This window comes from Acinetobacter sp. OYA S30 (assembly GCF_033599315.1).
In the GTDB taxonomy this organism is placed as follows: Bacteria; Pseudomonadota; Gammaproteobacteria; order Pseudomonadales; family Moraxellaceae; genus Acinetobacter; species Acinetobacter baumannii.
Genome location: NZ_JAWVAV010000057.1, coordinates 1 through 13991, shown reverse-complemented (window position 1 = coordinate 13991; position 13991 = coordinate 1). Strand labels below are relative to the sequence as shown.

Annotated in this window: 11 protein-coding genes and 2 pseudogenes; 1 reads left to right on the top strand and 12 read right to left on the bottom strand. The window is 37.1% G+C overall.

The genetic code is table 11. The features are described 5' to 3' along the window. From R5R67_RS17725 to R5R67_RS17705, 5 genes and pseudogenes are all read right to left on the bottom strand, one after another. Positions 1-350: pseudogene (locus tag R5R67_RS17725) on the bottom strand (protein FilE); the annotation flags it as partial. After that, positions 344-2008, bottom strand: a complete 1665-nt coding sequence (locus R5R67_RS17720; protein WP_003111848.1) for an OmpP1/FadL family transporter — start codon at positions 2006-2008, stop codon at positions 344-346. The pseudogene R5R67_RS17725 and the gene R5R67_RS17720, both read right to left, overlap by 7 nt. Positions 2009-2020: 12 nt before the next feature. Then, positions 2021-3202, bottom strand: coding sequence for a hypothetical protein (locus R5R67_RS17715; RefSeq protein ID WP_002040506.1), 1182 nt, complete (start codon positions 3200-3202; stop codon positions 2021-2023). A 44-nt stretch (positions 3203-3246) separates the two neighbouring features. Next, a pseudogene (locus R5R67_RS17710) lies at positions 3247-4079 on the bottom strand (C39 family peptidase). Positions 4080-4374: 295 nt separating this feature from the next. After that, on the bottom strand, positions 4375-5250 hold the full coding sequence (locus R5R67_RS17705) for a DUF6160 family protein (RefSeq protein WP_000781576.1): 876 nt from the start codon (positions 5248-5250) through the stop codon (positions 4375-4377). 318 nt (positions 5251-5568) lie between these two features. Here R5R67_RS17705 and R5R67_RS17700 point away from each other — a divergent pair, with 318 nt between their 5' ends. After that, positions 5569-6957, top strand: coding sequence for an anthranilate synthase component I family protein (locus R5R67_RS17700; RefSeq protein WP_001134882.1), 1389 nt, complete (start codon positions 5569-5571; stop codon positions 6955-6957). Between the two features lie 3 nt (positions 6958-6960). Here R5R67_RS17700 and hisC read toward each other — a convergent pair whose 3' ends face one another. The 7 genes from hisC to R5R67_RS17665 all read right to left on the bottom strand — a co-directional run bounded on the left by hisC (position 6961) and on the right by R5R67_RS17665 (position 13802). Continuing rightward, entirely contained in the window at positions 6961-8046 is a 1086-nt protein-coding gene (gene hisC / locus R5R67_RS17695) for a histidinol-phosphate transaminase (protein ID WP_000218875.1), read from the bottom strand. A gap of 69 nt (positions 8047-8115) precedes the next feature. Beyond that, entirely contained in the window at positions 8116-9405 is a 1290-nt protein-coding gene (gene hisD, locus R5R67_RS17690; protein WP_001253728.1) for a histidinol dehydrogenase, read from the bottom strand. 105 nt (positions 9406-9510) lie between these two features. Next, entirely contained in the window at positions 9511-10194 is a 684-nt protein-coding gene (hisG, locus tag R5R67_RS17685) for an ATP phosphoribosyltransferase (protein WP_001000724.1), read from the bottom strand. After that, positions 10194-11450, bottom strand: coding sequence for a UDP-N-acetylglucosamine 1-carboxyvinyltransferase (murA, locus tag R5R67_RS17680; protein WP_000357156.1), 1257 nt, complete (start codon positions 11448-11450; stop codon positions 10194-10196). The genes hisG and murA overlap by 1 nt, the downstream gene beginning before the upstream one ends. 6 nt (positions 11451-11456) lie before the next feature. Further along, positions 11457-11708, bottom strand: a complete 252-nt coding sequence (gene ibaG, locus R5R67_RS17675) for a BolA family iron metabolism protein IbaG (protein ID WP_001083681.1) — start codon at positions 11706-11708, stop codon at positions 11457-11459. A gap of 138 nt (positions 11709-11846) precedes the next feature. Further along, the gene (gene hpf, locus R5R67_RS17670; protein WP_001167461.1) at positions 11847-12185 is read right to left on the bottom strand and encodes a ribosome hibernation-promoting factor, HPF/YfiA family; all 339 of its coding nucleotides are present in this window, start codon (positions 12183-12185) and stop codon (positions 11847-11849) included. 168 nt (positions 12186-12353) lie between these two features. Beyond that, a complete protein-coding gene (locus tag R5R67_RS17665) occupies positions 12354-13802 on the bottom strand; it encodes an RNA polymerase factor sigma-54 (RefSeq protein ID WP_000778202.1) in 1449 nt (482 codons plus the stop codon). Between the last annotated feature and the right edge of the window lie 189 nt (positions 13803-13991).

The following is a 13991-nucleotide window of genomic DNA, read 5'->3' as shown; positions in this document are numbered from 1 at the left end:
GTCGGTGCAGTCGGTGCAGTCGGTGCAGTCGGTGCAGTATTTAATTTTTCTTGGACATGTTGTTCCAGTTTTTTCGGTAAATTTTTAGTTTGTTCTTTTTCTTTAGATGTTTTTTGTACAGCATCTACTATAGGTTGATTCTGCTGAGTTTGTGGTTTTTTTTCCTCTATTTTAGGGATAGGTTGTTTTTTCTGATCAATTCTTTTACTTGGTACAATCATAGGCCGCCCATCTGGCCCAATAATTGTATAAAAACCGTCTGCATAAGATACAGAAATACTTGCTATCGCAACGCATAAAGTTGTGATAGCAAATTTAGGGCTAAACATCCATTTATATAGTCTTACCATTTCGTTCTATAGCTCAAACCAAGTACTGTAACTTTGGTATTAGTTTTCACATCCAAACCAGCGTATGGGTTTAATAAGATATTATCGACACCACATTTATTCGATAATGTACTCGTACAAGCTGGAATATTGTCACGACTACGTAGGAAACCGACTGAAAGATCTAGATCTGTATCCGCATCAAAACGATAACCCACGCCGAGACCAAATAATTGCGCATTATTAATTGGGACCATGGTATTACGTTTATCATCAGGAATAGCACTAGCACGCGGTTCATAACCTGCACGTAATTTCAAACGATCTGTTGCGGAATACTCTAAACCAATACCCCAACTCCATGGGGAAGTAAACTTCAATGGTAATGCCAAGGAGTTATCAGTCACATTATTAGATAGTAATTTTGCAACTTTAAGTAATGAAATCTGGCGATCAAATTCAAATTTAAATTTATCCCATGCTGAATAGTCAGTCCATCCAACATCTAAGTTCAATTGTAAATCTGGCAATATCTTATATTTAATACCCGCCTGAAAATGGGCTGGATATTCTAAATCCATTGCTACTAAGCCTGACTCAATATCAGGAACATAACCTGGCAACCCAAGAATTCTAGCTAAAATTTGACCCGTAGCAGATGAGTTAAGTCCTGACACAAGTTGCTGAGGCGCTTTGGCATTATCAATCATATATTTGCCTTTTAAACGCATCTTGGCAGAGCTCTGGTATACCATACCAAACCCAAAATTATCTGTTGGTTCCCAAAGCAATCCTAAGTTGTAACTTGGGCTTAAAGATTGTTCTAATGAAACCTGTAGTGCTCCCATCTTACCAAATGGATTCATACCTTCTTGTGTGTTACAAATCCCAAATAATAGTAAGTCGGTGATCATGTCACTATTATTTTTAAAAGGTTTACAAACCACCTCATCAACCATACGTAATACCCCTATCATCTCATTAGGGAAACGTAAGTCGGTTTTTAATGCAAGGGCGTTATATGACATCCCTACAGAAGCGCCAATCGATAAATGATCATTTACCTGATAACCAAAAGATGGTGATAAATAGGTGATCCGCTCAACAGCAACTTGCTGACCCATGTAGTTACCAGGGTTTCCATTTTCAGCTCCAAATCCTGCAACCAACGGTGCATACACGGCTGTTGCATAGGTTACTTTTGATCCTGGTGGCTTATAGGCAATTCCTGCTGTAGGGGCAACTAGTGGATAACCAGCTCCGAGATCTACCATTTTTTTAAGAATAGGTACATACAGGCTCGCGTACTCCACATCACCGTGAACAGAGTCTTTAAAATCTGTACAAATATTGGCTGAAACTTCTGGGCCATCATTACAAACAATCGGGTCATCTGAATAACCAAAAACGTTATATCCAGGCGGTGCTGAGAATTCTCTTTGAATATCAAAGTTTGCAAGAATCCCTTGTACATCTGTTTGCAACCCATCAATTTTTGCTAAAGCTGCAGGGTTAAAATGAACTGCACTAATACCAGGAGGGTCTGCAGTTACTGCATTCCCCATGGATAAGGAGCGAATATCAACAGCTAGGTTTTGTCCTAATTGAGCATTGGCAAAGCTAGAAAAACCGGAGATAACAATTGCCGCCGTTAAAGGACATAATTTAGGATATTTCACCTGCATATCTCCTTATTTTTGTTTTTTATTAAAACCTAAAATATCTAACGGAAATGACAAGCCAAGTGAAACATCTGGCGCATCTTCAGTTAAACCAAAGCCAACAGTACCGTTAACAATTGTTTCAGGTGAAACACGTACGCCTAACGCAAAAGCCATCATGGCACTGCTCTGGTCTGGAGATTTATAAGATTCACCACTTGTAAACTGAAACTCGGAATTAAAGTTAAAGCTCTGTTGATATGACATCGTTAAAGACACGTCATAGTTAAATGAATATGCAAAGCCGAAAGAAAAGCCACCGCTAATTCCTGGATCAAAAGATTCTAAAGTACGATTATTACCACGTACCTGATTTAAACCAGACTCCTTAAAACCATAATTAGCAGATATGGAAGCGAATAACACAACAGGATCAATATACTTACGGGTACTGGCTCCTAACCCAACTGAATAATAACCTTTACCTGTTGAAAGCTCTTCTGAACCAACCTCATAAGGGCTATCACCTGTTTTAGTTGATACGCTACCAAAAAGAACGAGTGGTAAACGCCCTTGCTTTAATGGAAAAGGTTCCCAACGCGCACCAAAAGAAATATCACCTAACCCAGCTGTAGTTGAATCACTAGCGATATCAGATTTAGCAACTAAAGGTAATGTTGCCGAAAGTGTTAAATTATCCAAAACACCATATTGTGCTGTAAAACTATTTGTTAATGTATGTTGAGCATCTTCCCTGATTCTTAAACGGCTGATTCGTGAGTTATCGTCTGCTAATGCCAAGTCCAATATACTATCCCGATAATAAGTATAATCAATATCATAATAAGAAGAGATTACGCCCTTCTTAATCAAAGAATATTGGCGCTCATTTGAAGTAAAAACTTCTTGTAGGTTAGTCTCTTGGCTAGCATCACCTTCTTTTTTCTGTAATGCACTTGCAGCTTGATGTGCCTCACTATTAGACCCTGGCGCCACCCCGTTAGTATCCATTATATTGGAAGTTGGTGTATCACTATTGTTGGTGGCCGAACTAGTAGCTGCTGAAAATTCAGCGCTTTCCGTTTCCTCTGCTACAGTTTGATTTAAGCCAGATACTTGCGCTTGTTGCACTTGATCTTCAGCATAGATTGTCCCTGTAATGGCACTCATACTTAAGGCCAACACACTCATCTTCATCCAAAGTTTATTCATGTTTTTCCCACCCAATTTATTTATTTTATTAACTTTAAATTCGACTATTTACGCTTGTAATAAAGACGCATATAAGTTTCTATTGGCTTTCCATAAGTTGGCGATTTGTCATCATCATCTAAGACACGCCTCATCGTAGAAGCCTTATTTGCTAAACGGTCATAATTAAACGTCGGGTATTGCACATCAACAAAAGCATATCTATTGACTGTTGCATCCTCTACATGGCGCATATCTGCATCTTTTAGGGCCAGTAGGTCTTTACGCTGAGATTCAGGAACTGAAATTACAAATAACGTATTATTATCCCAAATTTCCTTAAAACGATTTTCGTCAAAACTGATATTCCCTAAAGCTGGATCAGCTACATATACTCGTCCATCTTTATAAGCTTTATATACGACAAAATGTTTAAAACCAGCATATGAAATCGGAACAATTGCAGGTTGACCGAGTTTAACTAAATCAGAAAACTCCCCTCGGTAACCACCACTCTCTAAGCCAATTGCTGTGACAAAGCGTTTCATATCAAGTAGCGAAAAGCTTCGGCGTTCAATAATACGTTGATATTCGCCATACTGCAGCAAACCACTCATTGTTTGCTGTTCAGTTAAACTTGTTCCAACATAGCCGTTTAATAAAGTCGTAAGCGCAGCAGATCCACAACTATAATCGTAGGCTTGCCGAACAATACCACGAAACTGGTCTTCAACAGCTGGTTTTATAGTAACTGGTTCAATATGATTTCGATGAAATGATAAATTACGTGAATCGGCAGTCTCTGTATAATAAACAGTTCCCGGCGGTTTTTTTCTATTTCGAAGGCTTCTGTTGCAAAGTAATATATCAATGCTGAGCCTAAAGCAATCTCTAACATAAGCACTTGGTCTAAATGGTAGCCTAACTGGCCTTATTCATTTTATTCTTAGAGCAATAGCTCTACATCCCTGTGTGTTGAAGATACCTTTTTTTTATGTAAAAAACAGCTTTTTTTTAATCTTTTTGATGAATGTATAGTTTTACTATAGATGGAATGATAATTACCCCTCATTTTTCTATAAATAATTTAAATACATTTAAAACTTATATAATAATTTTTATTATAACCATATGAAGAAGCTTTTTATTTTTATAAAAAAAGCGCGTATAAAACGCGCTTTTTTATATTTAAATTAATGACCCGCGATTGTAATCGTAGAGGTACCTACATTTAAACCTTGAATTTCTACATCACCAATCGAAGCAGCAGTGTTAGAACCTAAATGTACTCCTTGTACATAAACATTCATACCTTGAGCACTATTATTTTGAATTTTTAAACCGGTTGGAACAACTGAAATATTAGCATTAACATCTAAATTCCCAGTTGTATTGCCTGCACCACGAACCATAACCTTATCAAGGAAGATTTGACCACCACCTGCAGCATCATTAATACCAAAGTTAGATAGTGTTAAGCCCCCTTGCAAACTTGAATTTACTTTGATCATTGCACCTTGTGGTGTCGAACCTAACTGAACATTAGCTGAAATTGCACCTAAAGATAAATCTAAACCAGAAATAATTTCAGTTGGAGCTGCTTCTGTAATACCACGAACAGCAGTTGTCTCATTTAAAGTATTAGAAGAACCTACGCCAATTGAGCCAACTTTTACATTAACTGCACCAACATTTGCAGCTACATTTAAAAATGCGCCATTAGTACCTGATGCACCAACACTATCAATTTTAAGATCTAATAAATTAGTAGTTGGATCAACTTGTGTAAGAGTTATTGCTTTACCACCAGTTGCAGTTGTACCCGTAATTGTAATTGCACCAGCAGTTGCTGCTGCACCTGTAATACCAGTAGCCGGATCCAAGCCATCATTGTCATGAATAAATAATTTGTCGATAGAAATACCACCTGAACCTAGAGCGATACCAATATTAATACCATCTTGACCTGTAGCAGCACTGAGCGCAGCATCATCCATTGATTGCATTGCCATTGCATTTGCACTGATAGCTAAAGAAGAAACTAAAGCAAGTTTAGTGAACATTTTCATTGAGCACTCTCCCAAGAGCATTTATTTTTTGACTTTAACCACTCTTACTGTCTCAAGTTGCATTTTTCTTTTATGGCAACCGAAACTTCCAATCCTTGAGTAGTTTTGCTTAGCAATTACTAAATTACAGCTACGTTAATTTTTGTTCAACTAGTGTAATGCATTTTTTGCCAATTACCCGATAAACGGTACGGTGTCTAACTGAGTAAAAAGATTTATTACTATTCTGAAATCTGAAGGATAATTAGGTTGTTTTTTCCACGAAATGTTGGGGTCTTTTCACTCAACTGCCTGTTGAACTCTAACTTGTAGTAAACTATGCCACCTCTTCCAAACTCTCACATGTTTAAAATGTCTCATTTAAAGAAAAAAATCTCTTTAGAAAGCTATTACTCCGCTGCCGATATTTTAAAAAAATTAGAAGAGTTAACTGGACTTGTATATCTTCAAGATGATAACAATCCTGTTATTGGTTTTTTGCCAAAAAATTATTTAATCGCTCAAAATAACCAAAACTTTTTATTCACTAAAACTGATTTAAATAAATATAAGTTTTCATCTTATATAGAAAATCTTTTAGATTTTACACAATTCCAATCTCAAGACCTAAAAAATAGCAATAGAGAAAAAATAAGTTTTAAGGGTGGATATATTGGTTTTATTAGTTATGACTTTTCTGCACATCAATTTATAAATAATCAATCACATAAACAACCGTCTTTATTTATAGGTTCCTATTATTCTTTTATTAAAAAAATAAATAATGAATGGTATTTTTTTAGCGATGAAAATAATGCTTTTGAAATTTTTAACTATCTTTCAGCTCTACTCAATAAACCTTCTAGCAAACTACAAAAAAACAATTTTAAACTAGAACAAAATATTCATCCTCGCTGGTCTAAGAATACATACTTAACTGCTTTTCACAAAATACAAGAATATATTAAGGCAGGAGATTGTTATCAAATTAACCTTACTCAAGAATTCAAAGCGAATTTTACTGGTTCATTATTAAATAAAGCAGATGAGCTATGGAATTTAACCAATGCACCATATTCTGGTTATTTAAAATTAACAGAATTTGAGTTGTTAAGTTGCTCTCCTGAATTATTTATTGAATTTAATGTAGATAAGCAAATTAAAACCAGACCCATTAAAGGTACAATGCCTCGTTATGAGAATAAAGAGCAGGATTTACTTTCAAAACAAACTTTAAAAAATTCTAAAAAAGATCAAGCAGAAAATGTGATGATCGTTGATCTATTACGTAATGATTTGAGCATTTATGCCAATACAGGTTCGGTAAAAACAACAAAACTATTCGAAATTGAGAGCTTCAATCAAGTTCATCATATGGTGAGTGAGATTACGGCTACACTTAAAAATGATATTAATCCTATGCAGATGTTACTCACTGCTTTACCAGGAGGTTCAATTACAGGAGCTCCTAAAATTCGGGCAATGCAAATTATTGAAGAGCTAGAAGGCGCACCTCGGGGAGCATATTGCGGCACTTTAGGATATTTTAATTTCGATGGTACTGGACGCTGGAATATTTTAATTCGTAGTTTTCAACAATATCAAAACCAGCTCTCTATTTGGGCAGGCGGCGGTATTACTATTGCTTCAGAGGCTGAGGCTGAATATCAGGAAAGCCTTGATAAAATCTCTGCTATGCTGAACTTGATGAACAGCACAGCAGAATAAGTATTAAAGAATATCTTGCTTCAAAGTTTGAACTAAACGCGCGTTTTGCTCATCAGTTCCAACCGTGATACGTAAAAACTGATTAATGCGAGGCTTATTGAAGTAACGAACAATAATGCCCTGCTCACGTAATTTTTGTGCAAGTTGCCCAGCATCATGCTGTGAATGCGTAGCAAAAATAAAATTCGCTTTCGATGGCAAAACGTTAAAACCAAGTACAGTTAAATCACGAACAAGTTTCTCTCGACTTGTTATAACTTTTTGACACTGCTCTTCAAAATAAGCCTGATCTTCAAAAGAAGCTACTGCTGCTGCAATAGCAAAGCGATCAATTGGATATGAATTAAAACTATTTTTTACAGCCTCAAGTGCTGCAATCAAGTGAGACTGAGCAATCGCAAACCCGACTCGTAGGCCTGCTAAAGAACGGGACTTTGAAGTCGTTTGGCATACCACAAGATTTTCATAGCGGTTTATCAAACTTACAGCTGACTCAGCACCAAAATCAACATAAGCTTCATCAATCACAACCACGCGGTCCGGATTTGCCTGTAATACTTGTTCGATTTCTGCCAAGCTGAGCGCAATACTGGTTGGTGCATTTGGGTTGGTAATAATAACCCCACCATTTGGCTGGGTATAATCTCGCACATCAATTTCGAAATTCTCATTGAGAGGAATTTCTTTTGTTTTTGTGCCAAAAAATTGGCTATAAACTGGATAGAAACTATAAGTGATGTCCGGATACAGGATTGGTTCATCTTGAAGAAAAAATGCTTTAAAGATATGAGCCAATACCTCATCAGAACCGTTACCTACAAAAACTTGAGATACATCAATATTCTGTTGTTTCGCAATTGCTTGCTTTAACGCTGTCGCATCCGGATCTGGATATAGACGCAGCACATCGGCTTGTGCATGTAACACCGCTTGAACTGCTTCTACTACTTTTGGTGATGGTGGATATGGGTTTTCATTGGTATTTAACTTTAATAGATTCTGGATTTTAGGTTGTTCACCTGGCACATACGGCTCTAATTCACGAACCTCAGGACTCCAAAAACGCATTTGTGCTGTAGATACAGTCATAGTCTTATCTCAAAAAAGGGCTGAAAGTCAGCCCTGAATAATCATGAAAAACACTGATAGGCTTAAAACTTATTGATAACGATAACGCGCCGAGCGTGCATGGGCATCGAGATTTTCTTGAACAGCAAGTACATCAGCTGTTTTAGCCAAAGTCTTAACGCCATCTTTTGAACACATGATCAAACTAGAGCGCTTTTGAAAATCATATACACCAAGTGGTGAAGAGAAACGAGCTGTGCCTGATGTCGGTAATACGTGGTTTGGGCCAGCACAATAATCACCAATTGCTTCAGGTGTATAGCGACCCATAAAAATTGCCCCTGCATGACGAATATCTTGGCTCATCGCTTCAGCATCATCAAGACATAGTTCCAAATGCTCTGGTGCAACCTGATTAATTAAATCAACTGCTTCAGCACGGTCTTTTACCAAAACTAATGCACCACGATTTTCAATCGATGTACGCGCAATCTCGGCTTTAGGCAATTCATTTAAATGTTTCTCAATTGCAGACTCTACTGCTTCTAATAATGCTTCATCTGGAGTAATGAAAATAGCTTGAGCTACTGTGTCATGTTCAGCCTGAGATAATACATCCATCGCTAACCATTCAGCATTATTCACACCTTCTGCATAAACTAATATTTCAGAAGGTCCAGCAATCATGTCGATACCCACCTGACCAAATACAGCACGTTTAGCAGCTGCCACAAATCGGTTTCCAGGACCCGTAATTTTATCAACACGTGGAACAGTTTGAGTACCATAAGCTAAAGCAGCAACAGCTTGTGCCCCACCAATGGTAAATACTCGGCTAACACCTGCTAGATAGGCGGCAGCTAAAACGAGTGTATTTAGTTCACCATTTGGCGCTGGCACAACCATAATAATTTCAGGTACACCGGCCACATGTGCTGGTACCGCATTCATAAGTACAGATGAAGGATAAGATGCAAGTCCGCCTGGTACATAAATACCAACACGGTCAAGTGGAGTCACTTTTTGTCCTAGGGTATTACCCAAATCATCTACATAAGTCCAGCTATCTTGTTTTTGAGCTTCATGAAAAGTACGAATACGATCAGCTGCAAGTTGCAGGGCTTCACGAATCTCTTGATTTAAACCATCAAAAGCAGCTTTAAGTTGTTGTTGAGACAATTCTAGATCGGAAAATTGATGCGCTGGATGTCGATCGAACTGTTGAGTAAGTTTTAAAACATGATCATCACCATGCTGACGAACATCAGCAATAATTTGATCTACTGTTTGAACTAAATTAGGATCATTAACGGTTTCAAAAGCTAAAAGCTCGGCAAAAACCTGTTTGAAGTTCTGATCTTGAGTCGATAAACGTCGCATCAATTTACCCACAAGGCGAAAAAGAAAAACCAAGTTTACTCTTTTTCTAAGCTCTTGTGGGCATCATATCTACAACTATCGCAAAAGCATGATAGGAAATTACTTTTAACGTGATTGAACAGCTTGTTCAAGTTGGGAAATGATTGGGTTCAATAAAACCTGTTTACGCTTAAAGCTCGCTTTATTGACAATAAGACGTGAAGATACTTTGCAAATTTCTTCTAATGGCTCAAGGCCATTTGCTCGTAAAGTATTTCCAGTATCCACTACGTCAACAATATAATCGCCCAAACCAACTAATGGTGCTAACTCCATAGAACCATAAAGTTTAATAACATCCACCTGCTCGCCTAAGCTCGCATAATATTGACGTGTAAGATTGACATACTTAGTGGCAATTTTTAAACGACCTTTTGGGCGTTCCATTCCTACTTTACCAGCAGTCATTAATTTACATTTCGCAATCTGCAGGTCCAATAACTCATAGACATGCTGAGCGCCATGTTCCATAAGTACATCTTTACCAGCTACACCTAAGTCAGCTGCACCATTCTCAACATAAGTTGGCACATCAGATGCACGTAAAATTAAAATACGAACCTGCTTATGTGTGGTTGGAAAAATTAACTTACGCGATTTTTCCGGGTCTTCAAGCAAGTTAATACCGGCTGTAGCAAGTAAAGGTAAAGTTTCTTTTAAAATACGTCCTTTACTCAGTGCCAAGGTCAAACCATGATCAAAATTACCCATTACGTTAAAATTAGGATCATCGTTTCTTACGTCATTCATTAACTTACTCGCTTAATTTTGGCACCTAAACCTTGAAGTTTTTCTTCGACATGCTCATAACCACGGTCAATATGGTAGATACGGTCAATTAATGTATCACCTTCAGCAACTAAAGCCGCTAAAACCAAAGAGAATGAAGCACGTAAATCTGTTGCCATTACAGGTGCTGCTTGTAATTTTTCAACACCCGTCACAACAGCATCATGGCCTTCGACCTGAATATTAGCACCCATACGTGACAATTCAGGAACATGCATGAAACGATTTTCAAAAATGGTCTCGGAAATCGTTGCAAACCCACGACCAATTGCATTTACAGCCATAATTTGTGCTTGCATGTCAGTCGGAAATTCTGGGTGAGGTAGTGTTCTAAAACTTACTGCTTTAGGACGCTTACCCAACATATCCAATTCAATCCAGTCATCGCCACGGGTAACTTCAGCACCCATTTCTTCAAACTTATCTAAAACAGCCTCAAGCAATGAAGGATCTGTATGGGTGGTTTTTACACGTCCACCAGTAATCGCAGCAGCAGCTAAGTAAGAACCTGTTTCGATGCGGTCTGCAACAACTGCATATTCACAGCCATGTAGACTTTCTACACCAGTAACAACCAATGTATCCGTATCTAAACCTTCAATTTTTGCGCCCATTTTAATAAGCATTTGCGCAAGATCAGTAATTTCAGGTTCACGTGCAGCATTACGGATTGTGGTTACACCGTCTGCCAAAGCAGCTGCCATTAAAATATTTTCGGTACCACCAACGGTAACCATATCAAAAACCACTTCGCCGCCTTTCAGACGACCATCAACAGTGGCATGTACATAACCATTTTCAACTTCGATATGTGCACCCAATGCTTCTAGGGCTTTTAAGTGTTGATCTACTGGACGAGAGCCAATAGCACATCCGCCAGGTAATGAAACCTTGGCATTTCCGTAACGCGCTAATAATGGCCCTAATACCAAAATAGATGCACGCATTGTTTTGACAAGCTCATAAGGAGCAAACTGGTTATCTAAAGTAGAAGTATCCGCCTTAACCGTGTCATTTTCATAACTAATTGTGACACCCAGTCCACCAATTAATTTCACCAAAGTATTTACATCTTTAAGATTTGGAACATTGGTTAATGTAATTGGAGAGTCAGCAAGAATCATTGCCGCAAGTAACGGTAAAGCCGCATTTTTAGCACCAGAAATGCGTACTTCCCCTTCGAGCTTAACACCGCCCGTGATTAAAAATTTATCCATTAATATTTAAGCTCCGAAAAGGCTTGCTTTGCGCCATTCATCTTTGGTCATCGCACGAATTGTTACGGCATGAACTTCGCCACTTGCAATATAAGTATTTAATGGTGCATAAACTGCTTGTTGGCGGGCAACAGTACGCTTACCTTCAAATTGATCATCCACAATACGGAGGTCAAATTTTCCAGCCTGTCCGCTCACCACTACTTCCGCCCCAGGAAAAGCTTCTTTTAAAATTTGAGTGAGCTGTTCACTATTCATTGCAAAGACCTCTGACACAACCTACGGTGTAAAACGAAGTATTTTACTATAACTTTTTCAAAGAATTCAGTACGTGTTTATATTTTATCAATAAAAAAGAGGCTATATTTCAAGCCTCTCTCAATTATTAAAAACTTATTAAATAGAAACAGCAACTTGAGAATACGTACATTGCATTTTCCGATATTTTAACAATTGTTTTTTTAATTTTTCAGTCAGTTTTTTTATTGAAGTATACATATCATCCGCTGTTGCTTGAGCAAACAGCTCAATTCCAGGTAATCGAACTATCGCTTCAGCCACATGATTAGAGCTACCCTTATGTGAGCGCTTATCAATCTGATGATCTTTCGTTAATTTAATCTGCATACTATTCACCTGATCAAGATGTTTCGTTAACTGATTAAATTTTGCTTTAATATTTTCTTCTATAGCTGGTGTAATTGCTAAATGATGTCCACGAATCGTTATTTGCATAATTCTATCCCTCACCTTTTTGGGTTATATAAAGAAGAACTAAAACGATTTAATGCAATCTAAAAAGATGATTTGGGACAATTAAACCATTTTAGCTACTCCTCTTGGTGAAAATGAAATTTCATTATTTCGTCATAATGAATGAGTAGAATAGCCATACTTCAAAATTTAGATCAAGACTTTTCTCTCGGATGACGATGGAATATGTAACGATTCTCTATATTTTGCTACAGTCCTTCTAGCTACTTCTATTCCCTCCTCTTTCAATAAAGCAGCAATTGCATTATCAGACAAAGGTTTACGCGGATTTTCATTAGAAACTAACTTTTTAATCATTGCCCGAATTGCGGTAGAAGAAGCCTCACCTCCTGTGGTTGTCCCCACATGACTAGAAAAGAAGTATTTCAACTCAAAAAGTCCACGTGGAGTAAGCATATACTTATTTGTGGTAACGCGAGAAACGGTCGACTCATGTAATTCTACTTCTTCTGCAACATCCCTTAGTACTAAGGGTTTCATTGCTTCGGGACCTATTTCAAGAAATGCTTTTTGATGCTCAACAATACAAGTCGCAACTTTCAATAATGTTTTGTGTCGTTCATCAATACTTTTTATAAAATTTTTAGCCTCAAGCATTTGATTACGTAGATATAAATTATCATCACTTTGATCTGCTCTACGAATCATACTCGAATAAAAAGAATTGATTCTTAATTTTGGCATTACATCAGGATTTAACTGAACTTGCCAATGCAAGTCCTTCTTGGCAACGACTACGTCAGGAATTTGATATTCTGATTCTTGCTTTTCAAAATCCATGCCTGGATAAGGCTTTAATGTTTTTAATAAATCAACTGCAAATTTTAACTGTTCCTTAGAAAGCCCTGTTTGTTTTAATAGTTTATTAAGATCATTCGCAATCAGTAATTCGTAATATTGAAGTAGACTTCTAGCTTCTTTCAAATATTCAGTTTCTCGAGGCAAGAACTCCAACTGAACTTTTAAACATTCAGCTAAATTACGAGCTCCAATACCAATTGGATCAAGACGTTGAATATGTTTTAAGACTACTAAAACTTCATCCTCTTCCACTTCCTCATCTATATCCATCTCACTTAATAAATGCTGTACTGCCAAAATAATCTCTTCTAATTCAGCATCCAGAAAACCTTTATCATCTAAAGCATCAACTATGCAATAAGCAATCAACTGATCTATTTTTGAAAAATGTAGTAAGTTCACTTGCTCCAAAATATGTTCTTTAAGCGTCAGGTGAACTTGGCGATTATCTTCACGCTCTTCGAACTCAGGAGTACCCAAAGCAGTGGATTGATGTGTATAAATGTCATCCCATTCAGTATCAACAGGCAAGTCATCAGGTAAGTGATCAGCATTTAACTCTGTTGTAAGATCATCAGTTTCTTTGTGTTCTAAAGTAGATAAACTTTCTGCTAGTGATTCATCTTCTACTTTTTCAAGTAATGGATTACTATCTAATTGAATTTGGATTTCTTGCTCTAACTCTAGGCTAGAAAGTTGTAGTAAACGGATTGCCTGCTGCAATTGAGGCGTTAACGATAATGAATTCGCAACTTTCAATCCAACAGATAATTTCATATATTTCTCTTTCCAAAAAACAAGCAAAAATCATGCCTATTAATTATTTATAGCATAGAGTAATGATTTATCCTATACATTGACTCATCAATTCATGAGAAAAATAGAAATTTATTTATTAAAAACGATAGGATTTTTATTCTGTCTTATTCTTTAGTATCGATGATTCTTTGAAATAATTCTTTATTG

What these genes read in the sequence shown, in the direction of transcription:
- murA (WP_000357156.1), bottom strand. Translation starts at nt 11,450, where the DNA reads ATGGATAAATTTTTAATCACGGGCGGTGTTAAGCTCGAAGGGGAAGTA.
- R5R67_RS17705 (WP_000781576.1), bottom strand. Translation starts at nt 5,250, where the DNA reads ATGAAAATGTTCACTAAACTTGCTTTAGTTTCTTCTTTAGCTATCAGT.
- hisG (WP_001000724.1), bottom strand. Translation starts at nt 10,194, where the DNA reads ATGAATGACGTAAGAAACGATGATCCTAATTTTAACGTAATGGGTAAT.
- hisC (WP_000218875.1), bottom strand. Translation starts at nt 8,046, where the DNA reads ATGACTGTATCTACAGCACAAATGCGTTTTTGGAGTCCTGAGGTTCGT.
- ibaG (WP_001083681.1), bottom strand. Translation starts at nt 11,708, where the DNA reads ATGAATAGTGAACAGCTCACTCAAATTTTAAAAGAAGCTTTTCCTGGG.
- hpf (WP_001167461.1), bottom strand. Translation starts at nt 12,185, where the DNA reads ATGCAAATAACGATTCGTGGACATCATTTAGCAATTACACCAGCTATA.
- hisD (WP_001253728.1), bottom strand. Translation starts at nt 9,405, where the DNA reads ATGCGACGTTTATCGACTCAAGATCAGAACTTCAAACAGGTTTTTGCC.
- R5R67_RS17715 (WP_002040506.1), bottom strand. Translation starts at nt 3,202, where the DNA reads ATGAATAAACTTTGGATGAAGATGAGTGTGTTGGCCTTAAGTATGAGT.
- R5R67_RS17700 (WP_001134882.1), top strand. Translation starts at nt 5,569, where the DNA reads ATGCCACCTCTTCCAAACTCTCACATGTTTAAAATGTCTCATTTAAAG.
- R5R67_RS17665 (WP_000778202.1), bottom strand. Translation starts at nt 13,802, where the DNA reads ATGAAATTATCTGTTGGATTGAAAGTTGCGAATTCATTATCGTTAACG.